At 64.8% G+C, this 15,863-nt stretch carries 12 protein-coding genes and 1 pseudogene; 9 read left to right on the top strand and 4 right to left on the bottom strand.

What is annotated here, in order from left to right; translation table 11 throughout:
- Window positions 1-22: 22 nt before the first annotated feature.
- The 3 genes from B1756_RS01800 (at window position 23) to rad50 (ending at window position 4,510) form a co-directional block, all read left to right on the top strand.
- On the top strand, window positions 23-292 hold the full coding sequence (locus B1756_RS01800) for a MarR family transcriptional regulator (RefSeq protein ID WP_086887000.1): 270 nt from the start codon (window positions 23-25) through the stop codon (window positions 290-292).
- Between the two features lie 103 nt (window positions 293-395).
- Window positions 396-1,832, top strand: coding sequence for a DNA double-strand break repair protein Mre11 (gene mre11 / locus B1756_RS01795; protein ID WP_086886999.1), 1,437 nt, complete (start codon window positions 396-398; stop codon window positions 1,830-1,832).
- The gene (gene rad50, locus B1756_RS01790; protein WP_086886998.1) at window positions 1,829-4,510 is read left to right on the top strand and encodes a DNA double-strand break repair ATPase Rad50; all 2,682 of its coding nucleotides are present in this window, start codon (window positions 1,829-1,831) and stop codon (window positions 4,508-4,510) included. The genes mre11 and rad50 overlap by 4 nt, the downstream gene beginning before the upstream one ends.
- Before the next feature lie 34 nt (window positions 4,511-4,544).
- Here the strand turns inward: rad50 and B1756_RS01785 are convergent, their stop codons facing one another.
- The 3 genes from B1756_RS01785 to B1756_RS01775 form a co-directional block, all read right to left on the bottom strand.
- Window positions 4,545-5,012: a DUF7346 family protein gene (locus B1756_RS01785; RefSeq protein ID WP_086886997.1), complete on the bottom strand. Its 468-nt coding sequence runs from the start codon at window positions 5,010-5,012 to the stop codon at window positions 4,545-4,547.
- Between the two features lie 3 nt (window positions 5,013-5,015).
- Entirely contained in the window at window positions 5,016-5,546 is a 531-nt protein-coding gene (locus B1756_RS01780; protein WP_152031246.1) for a DUF7322 domain-containing protein, read from the bottom strand.
- Window positions 5,547-5,627: 81 nt separating this feature from the next.
- Window positions 5,628-5,813, bottom strand: a complete 186-nt coding sequence (locus B1756_RS01775) for a DUF7331 family protein (RefSeq protein ID WP_086886995.1) — start codon at window positions 5,811-5,813, stop codon at window positions 5,628-5,630.
- Between the two features lie 158 nt (window positions 5,814-5,971).
- Between B1756_RS01775 and B1756_RS01770 the strand changes: the two genes are divergently transcribed.
- The 6 genes from B1756_RS01770 to B1756_RS01745 all read left to right on the top strand — a co-directional run bounded on the left by B1756_RS01770 (window position 5,972) and on the right by B1756_RS01745 (window position 13,597).
- Window positions 5,972-8,689 (top strand): DNA-directed DNA polymerase, encoded by a 2,718-nt coding sequence (locus tag B1756_RS01770; protein ID WP_086886994.1) that lies wholly within the window; start codon window positions 5,972-5,974, stop codon window positions 8,687-8,689.
- Window positions 8,690-8,852: 163 nt separating this feature from the next.
- A complete protein-coding gene (locus tag B1756_RS01765; protein WP_086886993.1) occupies window positions 8,853-9,764 on the top strand; it encodes an ABC transporter ATP-binding protein in 912 nt (303 codons plus the stop codon).
- Window positions 9,765-9,825: 61 nt separating this feature from the next.
- Window positions 9,826-11,256: a Fe-S cluster assembly protein SufB gene (sufB, locus tag B1756_RS01760; RefSeq protein ID WP_086886992.1), complete on the top strand. Its 1,431-nt coding sequence runs from the start codon at window positions 9,826-9,828 to the stop codon at window positions 11,254-11,256.
- A 1-nt stretch (window position 11,257) separates the two neighbouring features.
- A complete protein-coding gene (gene sufD / locus B1756_RS01755) occupies window positions 11,258-12,475 on the top strand; it encodes a Fe-S cluster assembly protein SufD (RefSeq protein WP_086886991.1) in 1,218 nt (405 codons plus the stop codon).
- 104 nt (window positions 12,476-12,579) lie between these two features.
- Complete coding sequence (locus B1756_RS01750) at window positions 12,580-13,074, top strand: rubrerythrin (RefSeq protein WP_086886990.1); 495 nt, start codon at window positions 12,580-12,582, stop codon at window positions 13,072-13,074.
- A gap of 94 nt (window positions 13,075-13,168) precedes the next feature.
- Window positions 13,169-13,597 (top strand): metal-dependent transcriptional regulator, encoded by a 429-nt coding sequence (locus B1756_RS01745; RefSeq protein WP_086886989.1) that lies wholly within the window; start codon window positions 13,169-13,171, stop codon window positions 13,595-13,597.
- Between the two features lie 349 nt (window positions 13,598-13,946).
- On the opposite strand, the pseudogene B1756_RS01740 reads toward B1756_RS01745, so the two are convergent.
- Window positions 13,947-15,830 (bottom strand): annotated as a pseudogene (locus tag B1756_RS01740) (phospholipase D-like domain-containing protein); the annotation flags it as partial.
- Between the last annotated feature and the right edge of the window lie 33 nt (window positions 15,831-15,863).

Here is a 15,863-nt window from a genome sequence, read left to right as displayed (position 1 = left end):
GTATTCGGTTAGTCGAGGTACGATGAGTGCAACAGAGCCCGTCCACGGCGACACAGAGCAACGAGGGAGCTGGGAGGACGTCCGAGACCTCCCGCCGAGTGCGAAACTCGTCGCGAAAGTCCTCGAGTATAACGACACGATGACCCAGCAGGAGATCGCAGAAGAGACGTTGCTGCCCTCGCGAACGGTTCGTTACGCCCTGAACCGCCTCGACGAGCAGAACGTCATCGACTCGCGGTTTTCCTTCTCCGACGCGCGAAAGCGCCTCTACACTCTCGAGATCGACGGCTAACGACCTCGAGCCAGTCCGGGCGATACTGGCGTCGATCGTTCTCGCTATCACTTTCACCGCGGTCGCGGAATCCATTTAGGTCCCGCTTGCGAAGGACTCGTCAATGACCCGGGTACTTCACACGGGCGATACCCACATCGGTTATCAACAGTACAACTCGCCCACGCGCCGACGGGATTTTCTCGAGGCGTTCCAGAACGTCGCTGCAGACGCCGTCGCCGACGACGTCGACGCGGTGGTCCACGCCGGCGACCTGTTTCACGACCGTCGACCGAGTCTGGTCGACCTGCAGGGTACCGTCGCCGTCCTCCGGACGCTCGCCGACGCCGAGATCCCCTTTCTCGCCGTCGTCGGCAACCACGAGGGCAAACGCGACGCCCAGTGGCTGGACCTCTTTGCCGACCTCGGACTGGCCACCCGCCTCGACGGCTCACCTCACCTCGTCGGCGACGTCGCCCTCTACGGCCTCGACTTCGTCCCCCGATCGCGGCGCGGGGACCTCGAGTACGAGTTCGATCCCGTCCCCGAGGAGGCCGAACACGCCGCCCTCGTGAGCCACGGGCTGTTCGAACCGTTCCCCCACGGCGAGTGGGACACCGAACGCCTGCTCACCGAATCGACCGTCGACTTCGACGCCGTCTTGCTGGGGGACAACCACGCCGCCGACACCGCCGAGGTGTGTGACGCCTGGGTCACCTACTGCGGCTCGACCGAACGTGCGAGCGCGAGCGAACGCGATCCCCGCGGGTACAACCTCGTCACCTTCGACGACGAGGTCGCCATCACCCGCCGTGGCCTCCCCGATACCCGCGAGTTCGTCTTCGTCGACGTCGAGTTAGCGTCCGACGAGGGCGTCGACCGCGTCCAGGAACGGGTCCGGGAGTACGACCTCGAAGACGCCGTCGTGATCGTCACCATCGAGGGTGAGGGCCGGCCGATCACGCCCGCGGCGATCGAAGCGCTGGCCGTCGACCGCGGCGCGCTCGTCGCCCGGGTCAACGACCGCCGGGACCTCCCCGACGAGGACGAGGAGGTCGCCGTCAGCTTCGCAGACCCCGACGACGCGGTTCGCGAACGCGTCCGCGACCTCGGGCTGAGCGACGCCGCCCGCGAGATCGACACCACGGTCCGGAACGGCGACCTCCCCGACTCGAACGTCCGCGAGACCGTCGAGCGCCGCGTCCGCGACCTGCTCGAGGACGACGTCTCGGCGTTCGAACCGGCACCCGAGCGTGCGCCCGACGACGAGGACGTGACGACGGTGGCCGACCAGCTTTCGGGTGACGACTCGAGCCGCGAGGACTCGAGCGGCGGCGGTATCGCTGAGGAGCCTGCTGTCGAGGAGGAGAGACCCACGGAAGTCGCTGCCGACGGGACGGAACCCCAGGAACCTGCTACCGACGCGAATCCGGCCCGGGAGCCCGAAGCCGACGCAGAGGGCGACGAGACGGCACACGAACCGACCACGGACGGCGACGACACAGCGTCCGACCCGGCCACAGACGACGCCGCCGACGCCTCGCTGGGTGATTTCGCGTGAGAGTCGATCGCGTCCGCCTCCGGAACTTCAAGTGCTACGGCGAGACCGACCTCTCACTCGAGCGCGGCGTCTCGGTCGTCCACGGCGTCAACGGCAGCGGCAAGTCGACGCTGCTCGAGGCCGTCTTCTTCGCGCTGTACGGCTCGAAGGCGCTGGACGACCGCACGTTAGACGACGTGATCACGACCGGCGAGGAAGAGAGCGGCGTCGAACTCTGGTTCAGCCACGACGGCCGCGACTACCGGATCGAACGCGAACTCAAACTCCGGGGCGACCGCGCGACGACGACCAAATGCGTCCTCGAGACGCCTACCGAGACGATCGAGGGGGCCCGGGACGTCCGCCGCGAGGTCGCCGAACTCTTGCGGATGGACGCCGATGCGTTCGTCAACTGCGCGTACGTCCGTCAGGGCGAGGTCAACAAGCTGATCCACGCCTCACCGAGTGAGCGTCAGGACATGATCGACGACCTCCTGCAACTGGGTGCACTCGAGGACTATCGCGAGCGGGCCAGCGACGCCCGCCTCGGAGTCAAGACCGTCCTCGACGGCCAGCGCGAGGTCCTGGAGGACGTCGCGAGTCAGGTCGAACAGAAAGAGGACAAAGAGCTCCACGAACGGCTCAACGGCCTCGAGTCTCGCCTCGCTTCGGTCAGTGAAGAGATCGACCACTACGAGGCCCAGCGCGAGCAGGCCAGACAGACACTCGAGACGGCCGCAGACGTCCTCGAACGCCACGAGGAAACTCGCGAGGAGATCGCGGGACTCGACGAAGAGATCGAGGAGTTGCGTTCGAAGATCGCAGAGACCGAACGCGAGCGCGAGGCCGCCAGCGAGGAGGTCCGCGAACTGACCCGGCGCCGCGAGGAACTCACCGACGAGCGCGAGGCGGTGCTGGCCGACGTCGACCTCGCCGACGGTGCCGACCGCGAGGCCGTCGAAGCGCGAATCGACGACCTCGAGGCTCGTGACGAGGCGTTGCGAGACGACCTCGAGGACGTCAAGGTCGCGATCACCGAGACGAGCGGTGAGATCGACCGTCTCGAGGAGGCGGCAGCCGATCTCGAGTCACAGGCCGACACGGCTCGCGAAGAGGCCGAGCAACTGGCAGACCGCCTCGAGAGCGACGAGGAGGACATCGAAGCGCGGGAGTCGAGTCTCGAGGATCTCGAGGACGAGATCGAGGCGGAACGCGCTCGTTTCGAGGAGGCACCGATCGAGTTTGGAGCGGCGGCTGCCCACCTCGAGAGCCTCGAGGCCGACCGCGAGGAACTCGCCGAGGAGATCAATTCGGTGATCGCAGACCGCCAGACCGTCGAGAACGCGATCGAGGAGGGTGAACGGCTGCTCGAGGAGGGCAAGTGTCCCGAGTGTGGCCAGCCGGTCGAGGACTCCCCGCACGTCGACGTGCTCGACGAGCGCCGGGCGGAACTGGCCGACCTCGAGGATCGACTCGCGGAACTCGAAGATCGCCGCGAGGATCTGGACGAGCGCATCGAGCGCGCGGAAACGCTCCGTGAGGCCGAACGGCGGGTCGACCGACTCGAGGAGAACCGCGAGAACGTCGCCCAGCTGCTCGCCGAGAAACGCGAGGCGCTCACCGACCGGCGTAACCAGCGCGAGCGCCTGCTCGAGGACGCCGACGAGGCCGAGGCCGACGCCGAGGAAAAGCGCGAGCGAGCGGCCGAACTCGAAGCGGAGGTCGCCGCCCACCGGAACTCGCTCGGCGAGATCAACACCGAGCGCAGTGGGGTCAGGGAGGCCCTCGAGTCGTTGCGGCGGGTCACCGAGATCGACGACGAGCGGGCCGACCTCGAGAACCAGATCGAGAATCGCCGCGAGCGCCGCGAGGACTGGGCGACGATGAACGAGGAACGGCGCGAGACGCTGTCGGCAAAACGCGAGCGCAAGCGCGACCTCGAGTCCGAGTTCGACGAGGATCGGGTCACCGCCGCACGCGAGGACAGGCAAAACGCCGAGCAGTACATCGAGCAGGTCGACGAGAAACTCGCGGAACTCGACGACCAGCGGACGAACCTCCAGAACGCCATCGGCGCAGTCGAGAACGAACTCGAGGAACTCGAACGCCTGCGTGAGCGTCTCGAGGTTCTCGAGGAACGCCGGGACCGACTGGAATCGCTGTACGAGGAAGCAGAGACTCTGCAGACGACCTACGGCGAGTTGCGCGCAGAACTCCGCCAGCGCAACGTCGAGACGCTCGAACGACTGCTCAACGAGACGTTCGACCTCGTTTACCAGAACGACTCCTACGCCGGGATCGAACTCGACGGTGACTATCGGCTGACGGTTTACCAGAAAGACGGCGAACCGCTCGAGCCCGAGCAGCTCTCGGGCGGCGAGCGGGCGCTGTTCAACCTCAGCCTGCGGTGTGCGATCTACCGGCTGCTGGCGGAAGGAGTCGAGGGAACCGCGCCGATGCCGCCGCTGATCCTCGACGAGCCCACGGTGTTTCTGGACTCCGGGCACGTCACCCAGCTGGTCGCACTCGTCGAGTCGATGCGGGACCTCGGGGTCGAACAGATCGTCGTCGTCAGCCACGACGAGGAACTCGTCGGCGCCGCGGACTCACTGGTTCGGGTGGAGAAAGACGCCACCTCCAACCGGTCGCGGCTCGAGCGAGGCGAGCCCCCGGAAGCGGCGATACTGGGCGCAGAATAGGCCGTTCGATCGGGTCTTCGGCCGGAACCCGTTCTCAGGAGTCGCGAGACGCTGGATCCCCGGTGTGTTCGTTGTCGGCGATTCCCTCGCGAAGCGTCTCGAGTGCCGCCTCGCCGGTTTCGGTGAGGCCGTAGCCACGTTCGCCCGCGACGGTAGCTTCCTCGAGCAGGCCGACCGCGACGAGCACCGACAGGCGGCCGTTGAGGTCGCTCTCGCAGAACGTCGTTTCCCCGAGGATCGTCCGCACCGCCAGTGGACCGCGGGCCTCGAGTTCGAACAGCAGGCCGAGGGTCGGCTCGTCGTGGACGCTCGTCAGGAGTGTCCGAAGCGGCGCGGGAACGGCTCCGGCGGCCGCCTCGAGCGGTTCGACGTCGACCGTCTCGAGGCGGTCGTTCGGGATGTACCGTTCGGTGCCGGTGACGGGGTCGCGAACGAGACTCGAGTCGGTGGAGCGTTTACACAGCAGGTAGCGGTTGCCGGTGTCGTCTTCGACGGGTTGCATGGGTCAGGGACTGTCGTCGTTCGTCGCGTCGTCTCGGTCGTTCGATTCGGAGTCGACCTCGTCGCCGGTGGTCGGGGTGGACTCGCCGTCCGTGGCGTCTGCGTCGCCGTCCTCGTCGCGTTCGTCTTCGCCCTCCTCCTCCCGCCAGCGCCGGTAGTTCCGGTACCGTTTGTAGGCAAATCCCGAGAGGATCACGCCGCCAGCGACGAGGGCGAGACCGCGCTCGACGTCGCCCCAGAAGACGAGGATCATGAGGCCCAGCGCGTACGCGAGGACGGCTCCGTTCACGACGAGAACGATCGACCAGAACGTCTTGAGGAGTTCCGGCGGGACGTCGCTCGTGTCGGGGTCGATATCGGGTGCCACGTCCGGTGCCTCGAGTGACTCGGTGTCGAACTCGGACCTGAAGTCTTCGTGTAGTCCCCCGCCCGCGTCCTCGGTGTCGACGCGCGGTATCGTAAGCGAGTCGCTCTCCGGGTCCCGCAGGTCCTTCTCCGCGTCGGTTTCGTGGGACTCCTCGTTCCGGTCGAACACGTCGTTCGAGCCTCGGTGAGCCACGGCAAAAGGGTTGGCGTTACGGTGGCCAGTCGTCGCTCGAGGCGGCCTCGTCCGCCCTCAGGCCAGATCTGAAAGGGCGAACGCGCGCGAGGTCTCGACCCAGGCGAGCGGGTTTTCGGCGTCGTAGAAGACCACCCCGTCGTCGGTCTCGTAGGACTCGATCGTCGCGGTCCCGGCGGGCTCGGTACTCGAACTACGCTCGCTGCCGTCTGCCTCGTCGTTTCGGGTGGACACGTCGATCACCTATGGTCGTGTTATGTGTTACCACATTATATGTCTTGTTGCTCACGCAAGTCCGGGCCGCAAGTGAAAGAAGACGGGTGATCTCGACCTGCGACAGGTCCTGCCGGTCGACGCGAGACAGTGGGGGTTTTTAGTGGCGCCCACCAACACCCGGTATCATGACCGAGGCGGGCCAGACCGGACTCTCGGAGTTTACCGGGGGCGACGACAGGCCGGACGAAGAGGCGATCGCCGTCGCTGGCAACGGCGGGACCGACGCTGCGGAGGTGGTAGACGTCGTCGCGGAAACCCTTCCAGATCCCGACGGCGAACTCGAACTCGCCGTGATGCAGGTCGACTACACGGTCGCGGGCTACGGAGATCAGGAACAACCGATCGTACACGTCTTCGGGCGGACGGGCGACGGCGAACTCGAGCACGTGCAGGTCGTCGGCTTTCGCCCGTACTTTTACGCGCCGACCGAGAGTCTCGAGCGACCGCCCGAAGAGCAGTACGACCGGATTACGGGTATCCGAGAGGTCGGTCGCGACGGCGAGCCCTACGAGAGCATCCGCGGGGAGAAGCTGACGAAGATCTTCGGCCAGACGCCGCGGGACGTCGGCCAGATTCGTGACGACTTCCAGCATTACGAAGCGGACATCCTGTTCCCGAACCGCTTCCTGATCGACAAGGACGTTCGCAGCGGCATCCGCGTCCCCGAGCGTCGCGCAGAGGACGACTCGCTCGTGGTACCACACGAGGAAGTCGAACCCGTCGAGGTCGACGCCGATCCCCGGATCTGTACCTTCGACATCGAGGTCGACGACCGGAACGGCTTCCCGGAGGACGGCGAGGAGCCGATCGTCTGTCTCACCAGTCACGATTCTTACGACGACGAGTACGTGATGTGGCTCTACGAGGCCCCCGAAGGTGACGGCGAGATCCCCGGGGCGGTCGAGGAGTACGACCCCATCGAGGGAGCGATCGATCACGAGGTCCGCACGTTCACAGAGGAGGAGGCGATGCTCCAGGCCTTCCTCGAGTACGTCGAGGAGACCGATCCAGATATTTTGACAGGTTGGAATTTTGAGGATTTCGACGCGCCGTACTTCCTCGACCGCCTCGAGGAACTCGACGGCCCTCACCACGATTACGATCTCTCGATCGACCGGCTCTCCCGGGTCGACGAGGTCTGGCGGAGCAACTGGGGCGGCCCCGACATCAAGGGACGGGTCGTCTTCGACCTGCTGTATGGCTACCAGCGGATGGTCTTCTCGGAACTGGACTCCTACCGACTCGACGCCGTCGGCGAGGCCGAACTCGGTGTCGGCAAGGAACGGTACGCTGGCAAGATCGGCGACCTCTGGGAGGACGACCCCACGAAACTGCTCGAGTACAACCTCCGGGACGTCGAACTCTGTGTCGAACTCGACAGACAGCAGGAAATCATCGCCTTCTGGGACGAGGTGCGTTCGTTCGTCGGCTGTAAACTCGAGGACGCCCCGACACCCGGCGACGCGGTGGACATGTACGTTTTGCACGTCGCCCACGGGCGGTTCGCGCTCCCCTCGAAAGGACAGCAGGAAGGTGGGGAGGAATACGAGGGTGGAGCCGTCTTCGACCCGATCACGGGGGTCAAGGAGAACGTCACCGTCCTCGACCTGAAGTCGCTGTATCCGATGTGTATGGTGACGATCAACGCCTCGCCGGAGACGAAGGTCGATCCCGAGGAGTACGACGGCGAGACCTACCTCGCACCCACGGGAACTCACTTCCAGAAGAAGCCCGACGGCGTCAATCGCGAGATGATCGAGGAACTGCTCGCCGAACGCGAGGAGAAGAAGGCCCTGCGCAACGAGCACGAACCCGGCACGCCCGAGTACGAGCAGTACGACCGCCAGCAGGGTGCGGTGAAGGTCATCATGAACTCGTTGTACGGAGTATCGGGATGGGAACAATTTCGTCTTTATGACAAAGAAGCGGCAGCGGCAATCACTGCCACTGGTCGCGAAGTGATCGAATTTACCGAAACTGCTGCAAACGAATTGAACTATCAGGTTACGTACGGTGATACCGATTCGGTCATGCTCGAGCTGGGCGCCGACGTCTCGAACGAGGCGGCGATCGAGCAGTCCTTCGAGATCGAAGATCACATCAACGACCGCTACGGCGACTTCGCGCGGGAGGACCTGAACGCCGAGGACCACCGCTTCCAGATCGAGTTCGAGAAGCTCTACCGACGATTCTTCCAGGCTGGCACGAAGAAACGCTACGCTGGCCACATCGTCTGGAAAGAGGGCAAAGACGTCGATACGATCGACATCGTCGGTTTCGAGTACCAGCGTTCGGACATCGCGCCGATCACCAAGCGCGTCCAGCACGAGGTCATCGAGATGATCGTCAAGGACGGCGACGTCGAGGGCGCCAAAGACTACGTCAACGAGGTCATTCAGGAAGTCCTCGCCGGCGAGGTCAGTCTCGAGGACATCGCCATCCCTGGCGGCATCGGCAAACGGCTGAACAACTACGACACGGACACTGCCCAGGTCCGTGGCGCGAAGTACGCCAACCGCCTGCTCGGAACGAACTTCCAGCGCGGGAGCAAGCCAAAACGGCTCTACCTCGACCGGGTCGACCCCTCGTTTTTCCGACGGATGGAAGACGAGGAGGGATTCGATCCCCAGACGGACCCCCTCTACGGCGCGTTCAAACGCGACCCGGACGTCATCTGCTTCGAGTACGAAGACCAGATTCCCGACGCGTTCGAAGTCGACTACGATACCATGCTCGAGAAGACGCTCAAGGGACCGATCGAGCGCATCCTCGAGGCGCTCGACGTCTCCTGGAACGAGGTCAAAAGCGGTCAGGAACAGAAGGGTCTGGACAGTTTCATGTGAAACCCGCCATACGGCGGTAGTTTTTGTCGACTGCCGAGATCGTACCAACAACGGAAGTCTGCATTTCCAGAACGCGAACTAATCTTTGCTAATCGAGACCGTATCCAACAGGATACGAAACCGTTATCAGGCAGACGACCCACCATTCAGGCGACAGAGTACTATGGCACGTCTCGAACTGAACAACCTGCACGCGGAAGTAGCGGAGGGCGGTGAGAAGATCCTCGAGGGTGTCGATCTCGAGGTCGAGACGGGTGAGATCCACGCCCTGATGGGGCCCAACGGATCCGGCAAGTCGACGACCGCGAAGGTCATCGCCGGCCACCCGGCCTACGAGGTCACCGAGGGCGAGGTCCTGATCCACCTCGACGAAGACGAGTTCGGCGACGAGTTCGAGATCGACGAGGACCAGCGCACCTGGAACCTCCTCGACCTCGAGCCCAACGAGCGCGCCGCACTCGGCGTCTTCCTCGCCTTCCAGTATCCCGCCGAGATCGAAGGCGTCACGATGATGAACTTCCTTCGGACGGCGCTCAACGCCAAGATCGAAGAGCGCGAGGAGCTCTTCGAGGGCGAAGAGGGCGACGACGAGGACGAAGACGAAGACGAAGGCTTCGAGACGTCGCCGATGGAAGGCCCCGCAGACGAGGGCGAAGTCGGCGTCGCCGAGTTCCAGGAGCTGCTCGAAGAGAAGATGGAACAGCTCGACATGGACGAGAAGTTCGCCCGGCGCTACCTCAACGCGGGCTTCTCCGGCGGTGAGAAGAAACAGAACGAGGTCCTTCAGGCCGCAATCTTGGAGCCCTCGGTCGCCGTACTCGACGAGATCGACTCCGGACTCGACATCGACCGGCTGCAGGACGTCTCGGACGGCATCAACGCCCTGCGCGACAACGTCGGTACGGGTATCCTCCAGATCACCCACTACCAGCGCATCCTCGACTACGTCGAGCCCGACCACGTCCACATCATGCTCGACGGTCAGATCGTCAAGAGCGGCGACGCCTCGCTGGCGGCCGAACTCGAGGACAAGGGCTACGACTGGGTCCGCGAAGAGGTCTACGGCACTGCGTAACCAGTTTCGACTAGCCAAACGGATATGAAGCTACGACCGTAACCATCACCGTATACAGATCATGAGTTCCGAACAAGAACACCTCAAAACGACAAACACCGAAGACCGGTTTTCGTTCAAGAACGAACACAAAGCCGCTCTCACCGCGGAGAAGGGCCTGGACGAGGAGACGATCAGGCTCATGTCCGAAGACAAAGACGAACCCGAGTGGATGCTCGAGCGTCGTCTGCGTGCACTGAAGCTGTTCCAGGAGATGCCGATGCCCACCGACTGGCCCGGACAGCCGGACCTCTCGGAGGTCGACATCAACAAGATCGTCCCCTACATTCGCCCTGACGTCGAACTGCGTGAGGGAACCGACGACTGGGAGAACCTCCCCGAGGAGATCAAAGACACCTTCGACAAACTCGGCATCCCGGAAGCCGAGAAAGAGGCGCTCTCGGGCGTCGGCGCACAGTACGAGTCCGAGGTCGTCTACCAGAACATGAAAGACCAGTGGGAGGAGAAGGGGGTCATCTTCATGAACATGGACCGCGCGGTCCAGGAACACCCCGAAATCGTCAAGGAGTACTTCATGACCTCCTGTGTTCCCCCGAGCGACAACAAGTTCGCCGCACTCCACGGTGCGATCTGGTCCGGTGGCTCGTTCGTCTACGTCCCCGAGGACGTCACGGTCGAGATGCCGGTCCAGGCGTACTTCCGCATGAACACCGAGGGGATGGGCCAGTTCGAGCACACGCTCATCGTCGCCGAACCCGGCAGCGAGGTCCACTACATCGAGGGCTGTTCGGCCCCGAAGTACTCGGCCTTTAACCTCCACAGCGGGGGCGTCGAGGTCTTCGTCAAAGAAGACGCCCACGTCCAGTACTCGACGGTCCAGAACTGGTCGCGTAACACCTACAACCTGAACACCAAGCGCGCCATCGTCGAGGAGAACGGGACGATGGAGTGGATTTCGGGCTCAATGGGCTCGAAAGCCACCATGCTCTACCCGTGTTCGATCCTCAAAGGTCGCGGCGCGACCGACACCCACATCACCATCGCCTTCGCTGGCGAGGGTCAGGACATCGACACCGGCGCGAAGGTCTACCACAACGCCCCTGAGACGAAATCGACCATCGAGTCGAAGTCGATCTCGAAGGACGGCGGCCGAACGAACTACCGCGGGCTCGTCCACATCGCCGACGGCGCCGAGAACTCGAGCACCGCCGTCGAGTGTGACGCCCTGATGTTCGACAACGAGTCGACCAGCGACACGATGCCGTACATGGAGATCGAGGAGTCGAAAGTCGACGTCGCCCACGAGGCGACCGTCGGCAAGATCGGCGACGAGGACATCTTCTACCTCCAGTCTCGCGGACTGGACGACGACGACGCCAAGAAGATGATCGTCGCCGGCTTCATCGAGCCGATCACGGAGGAACTGCCGATCGAGTACGCGGTCGAACTCAACCGCCTCATCGAACTCGAGATGGAGGGGAGCCTCGGATAATATGAGTACGACGCAGGTACACGCCAATCTGACGGACGAACAGGTACGCGAGATCTCCGACGGTCTCGACGAGCCCGAGTGGCTGCTCGAGACCCGTCTCGAGGCGCTCGAGGCGCTCGACGAACTGGACATGCCCGCGGTCATCCGGACGCCGGGTCGGGACTGGACGAACCTCCACGACCTCGACTTCGAGTCGCTGGTCGACCCGCTGAACGCCGCCGAGGACAAAGACCAGGTCGGCCCCGACGAAGTCGAGGTCCTGTCGTGGGGCGAGGCCGTCGACGCTCACGAGGACCTGCTCCGCGAGCACTTCGGAAGCGTCATCGACCCGCAGGAGAACTACCTGACGGCGCTCTCGACCGCGCTCTTTAGCACCGGGACCGTCGTCTACGTCCCCGAGGGTGTCGCAGCCGAGGACGTGACGATCCGCACCGAACAGAACTCCCGCTCGCTGTTCAACTACACGCTCGTCGTCGCCGAGGAGTCGAGTTCGGTGACGATCTTAGAGCGCCAGTCGACCGGCGCCGAACAGGACGAGCAGTACTACAGCGGCATCGTCGAAGTCGTCGCCGGCGAGAACAGTCACGTCCAGTACGGCAGCCTCCAGAACCTCTCGGAGGAGGCCTACAACTTCTCGATGAAACGCGGCGACGCCGACACCTACGCGACGATCAACTGGGTCGAGGCCAACCTCGGTACACAACTGACGAAGTCCGGCGTCTCGACGGAGCTCAACGGCGACTCCTCGGAGACGCAGATCGTCGGCGCCTTCTACGGCCACAACGACCAGCACTTCGACATCGACGCGAAAGTCTGGCACAAGGCCGAGCACACCACCGCCGACCTCGTCACCCGCGGCGTCACCGACGACGTCGCCCGCTCGGTCTACGAGGGCGTCCAGGACGTCGGCCGCGAGGCCTGGGACACCAGCTCCTACCAGCGTGAGAACACGCTCATGCTCTCCGACGAGAGCGAGGCCGACGCCTCCCCGAAGCTGATCATCAACAACCACGACACCGAGGCCAGCCACTCCGCGACGGTCGGCCAGATCGACGCCGAGGACCTGCTCTATATGACCTCCCGTGGCGTCGACCCGCGCTCGGCCCGGAACATGCTCGTCGAGGGCTTCTTCGTGCCCGTCCTCGAGGAAGTCGCCGTCGACGAACTCCGCGAGGATCTCGAGGAACAGATCGCCTTGCGACTGCGCCAGCGCGAGTAGCGCCGGCTACCTGTTTTCCCGCATCGGTCTCGACACCCGATTCGGCCGCCGAGTGCGACGCGTACATGCCTGAAGTTAAGTAATCAGGCCCCTCACAGATAGCTATGAGTCTGGGACAGCGCGTCTCGAGCGACCACCAGCTAGCACGGCTCCTCCAGATCGGAGTCGTGCTGGAGGAGCTCGTCGAGTCACGCGCCGCCCACCACCTCGAGTCGCTGTCGCCGGACGAACGGGCAGCGATCGACGAGGAGGTGCGGGAGTTGCTCGAGGAGGCAGCCGAGGAATCGGCCGACCACCGGGAGCGACTCGAGGCGCTGGTCGACGACCTCGACGCCGAGACGGTACCCTACGAGGAGATCAACCAGCTCGTCGACGCCCAGTACGGCCCGCCGGCGGACACCGACGGCGTCCTCTACGACCAGCTGGCGAGCGAGGAGACGGCCTACAAGTTCTACGACGACCTGATCGAAGCGATCGAGGCCTCCGATGCCGAGTTCGCGATCGACCGGGATCGGCTGCTCGAGACGCTGACCGAGATTCGTGAGGAAGAACGAGACGGCGTCGAAGACGTCACCGACATCATGGAGCGCAGAGCATGATCGGCGTTCGGACGACCGCCGCGAGAGCACTCGAGACGGGAGCTGACGCGCACCGACACACGACCGATGCGGCCACACCCGACGGAGGGCAGCGATGAACACCGGAGACCAGTACCTCAAGGCGATCTATCTCGCACAGCGGATCGAACAGGGGCCAGCCTCGACCGGCACGCTCGCAGACCTCCTCGAGGTCAGCCCGGCGAGCGTCAACGAGATGATCGGCAAACTCGAAGACCGCGGGCTCGTCGAGCACGAGAAGTACAAGGGCGCGAGCCTGACCGACGAGGGCCTCGAACGCGCCCACGACGCCCTGCAGACCTACTGCATCATCGAGCGCTTCCTCGCGAACGTCCTCGAGGTCGAAGAGTACCGCGAGGAAGCCCGCGCGCTCGAGAGCGTCATCGACGACACCGTCGCAGAGCGCCTCGACACGATCATCGACCGGCCCGGGGAGTGCCCGGACTGTTTCGACCCCGAACAGGACCAGTGTGAACACCTCGAGGTCGGTGGCCGGGCCGACTGATCGGTCGACTTTTCTAGGGCTCCGTTCGTCCGCCTGTGTCGTCTTCCGTTCCTGTTTCCGTTCGTCCGTCAGCGCCGTCTGTTTCTGAGTCGCGCTCGCCCGCGTCGGACTGTCTCGTCGCTGGGACGAACCGTCCCGGGAATTCTGCAGTGGTCGTAACAGGATCCTCCCTCGCGCTCGCCTCTCGAGGCCGATGTCCTGACGCGACTGTTCTCGAGCGTCTGCCACGAGGTGGCGCGTCGTCGGGGATCGGTTCGGGTCTGGGGCCGTGGCCGACACCCACGGAGGCGTCCGACTCGAGTGCTGTGCCGTCGTCCGACCCAGCGTGCAGCGTCGGATCGACAATTCGTTCGTCGCCAAACCGGAGGTAGCGATGGCCGATCAGGGCCGCGATGGCGAGCGCCAGGATCACTGCGAGCACCAGCGTGACCGGGATCGACCACGGGGACGGCTCACCCTCGCCGTCCCAGTCGGCCTCGAAGACGTCGGCGTAGAACGTCGCCGGTTCCTCGCCGTGGACTGCCAGTAGCACCTCGCGGTTGTTCTCGAAGGCGTTCTGATTCCAGTTTGCACTCCCGACGAGAGCCACCTCGCGGTCGACGATAACGCCCTTGGCGTGGATCTTCTCGAAGCGGTCGGTCTCCTCGACCAGCGCCACCTCGAGCGGGAGGTCCTCCCGATCGGCAGTCCGCTCGAGGTCGGCACGAAGGGCGTCGTTCTCGTCTTCGTGGTACCAGGTCGAATCGAGCAGGATGCGGACGTCGACGCCGCGGCGGGCCGCCTCGACGGTTTCGGCGAGGACGGTCGCGTCGGGTGCGATCGAGGCCTGTTTGACCAAAATTTCGTCGTCGGCTCCGGCGATGTACTCGAGCGTAGCTTGCTCGGCGTTGTCGGGGGCGACGAGCAGGTCGACCTGCTCGACCGAGACGGTCGCGGCGTCGTGTTCGGTGGGGAACTGTCGGTCTTCCCGACGGTCAGCGGCGTCGTCTTCCCATGGCGGAGCGTTGCCCTGTTCCTCGACGAACGTCGCCGTCTCGAGGAACTCGTCCCCCGACCGGGTGTCCCACCCATCGAAGTCGGCATGGAAGACGGCCGCGAGGTCTTCGGCCAGCGCCTCGTCGGTGACTCGAACACCCCAGCCGCGACTCGACTGGCCGCCGACGCCACCCGGTTTCCAGTTCTCGCTCGTCACGAGGACGGTGTCGTCGGCGACGGCGTATTTCGGGTGGTGAAAGCGATATCGGGCACCTTCGCCGCCGAGGGCACGCACCTCGACGCCGGCATCGACCAGCCGCTCGAGGACTGGCTCGCTGGTCTCGGGCGTCCCGCCGACGGGACCCGACTCGAGCAGGACGGCCACCTCGACGCCGCGGTCGGCCGCCGCGATCAGGTCGTCGGCGACGGTCTCGGCGGTGATCGTGTAGCCCCCGAGCAGGAGTCGATCGTCGGCATCCCGGATCGTCTCGCGAGGGATCGACGGCGAGTCGGGGAGGACGAACGCGGTGGCCTCTCCCGCGTCGGCGCTCGAGACCGGGACGCAGGTACCATCCTGTGGAACCCAGACGCCCTGTTCGTGCGGGTCGACAGTCGCGGCGGCCCCAGTTTCGACGTCCTCGACAGCCTCGAGTCGGTGCCAGCGTTCGGCCAGTGGTGCGTCGTCGTAGGCGACCGCGTCGATCGACTCGCCGTCGCCGTCGCGAACGTCGATGTCGTCGCCGTCGGCGGCCAGCCGGATCGTTCCCTCAAGTTCGACGGTCGAGTGGTCGGTAAGTCTGCTCGTCTCCTCCGCGTCGGTGGTCGCGGCGACGGTCCCGGAAACGGTCTCGTTCGGGAAGCGGGCGGTTGTGTGCCCGTCGGTGATCGTCCAGTTCGCGAGCGAGGTCTCCGGTGGGACCTCGAGGGCGACGTACTCGCCGACGTTGCCGTGGGTCGTCGGATTGGGGTAGAGTTCGACGATGTGGGGGTCACGCTGGCTGGACGACTCGAGAGCGTCAGCTGCAGAGCCGGCGGACTGGACGCGCTCGAGGCAGACGGGCGAGTCGGTCACGTTGGCCGCGTCGGCTCGAGTGCCCTCGTGTGCGAGTGAGTCGCCGTGTGCGACCGGATCGACGTCCGCAGTTGCCGCCGGCGTCTCTGCCGCGACCGGCGAGACGAGCCCACCCGATGCGATCGCTGTGAGCGCGAGGAGAGCGAGCCAGGGCCGGAGCCGAAGACGGGTTCGACCGGTCACCATCGGCCGATCTGGCCGCTCGTTCGTACTTAAACG

Source organism: Natrarchaeobaculum aegyptiacum (genome assembly GCF_002156705.1).
In the GTDB taxonomy this organism is placed as follows: domain Archaea; phylum Halobacteriota; class Halobacteria; order Halobacteriales; family Natrialbaceae; genus Natrarchaeobaculum; species Natrarchaeobaculum aegyptiacum.
Note: the sequence above shows the minus strand (reverse complement) of the source record. Positions and strands in the feature narration are given on the sequence as shown.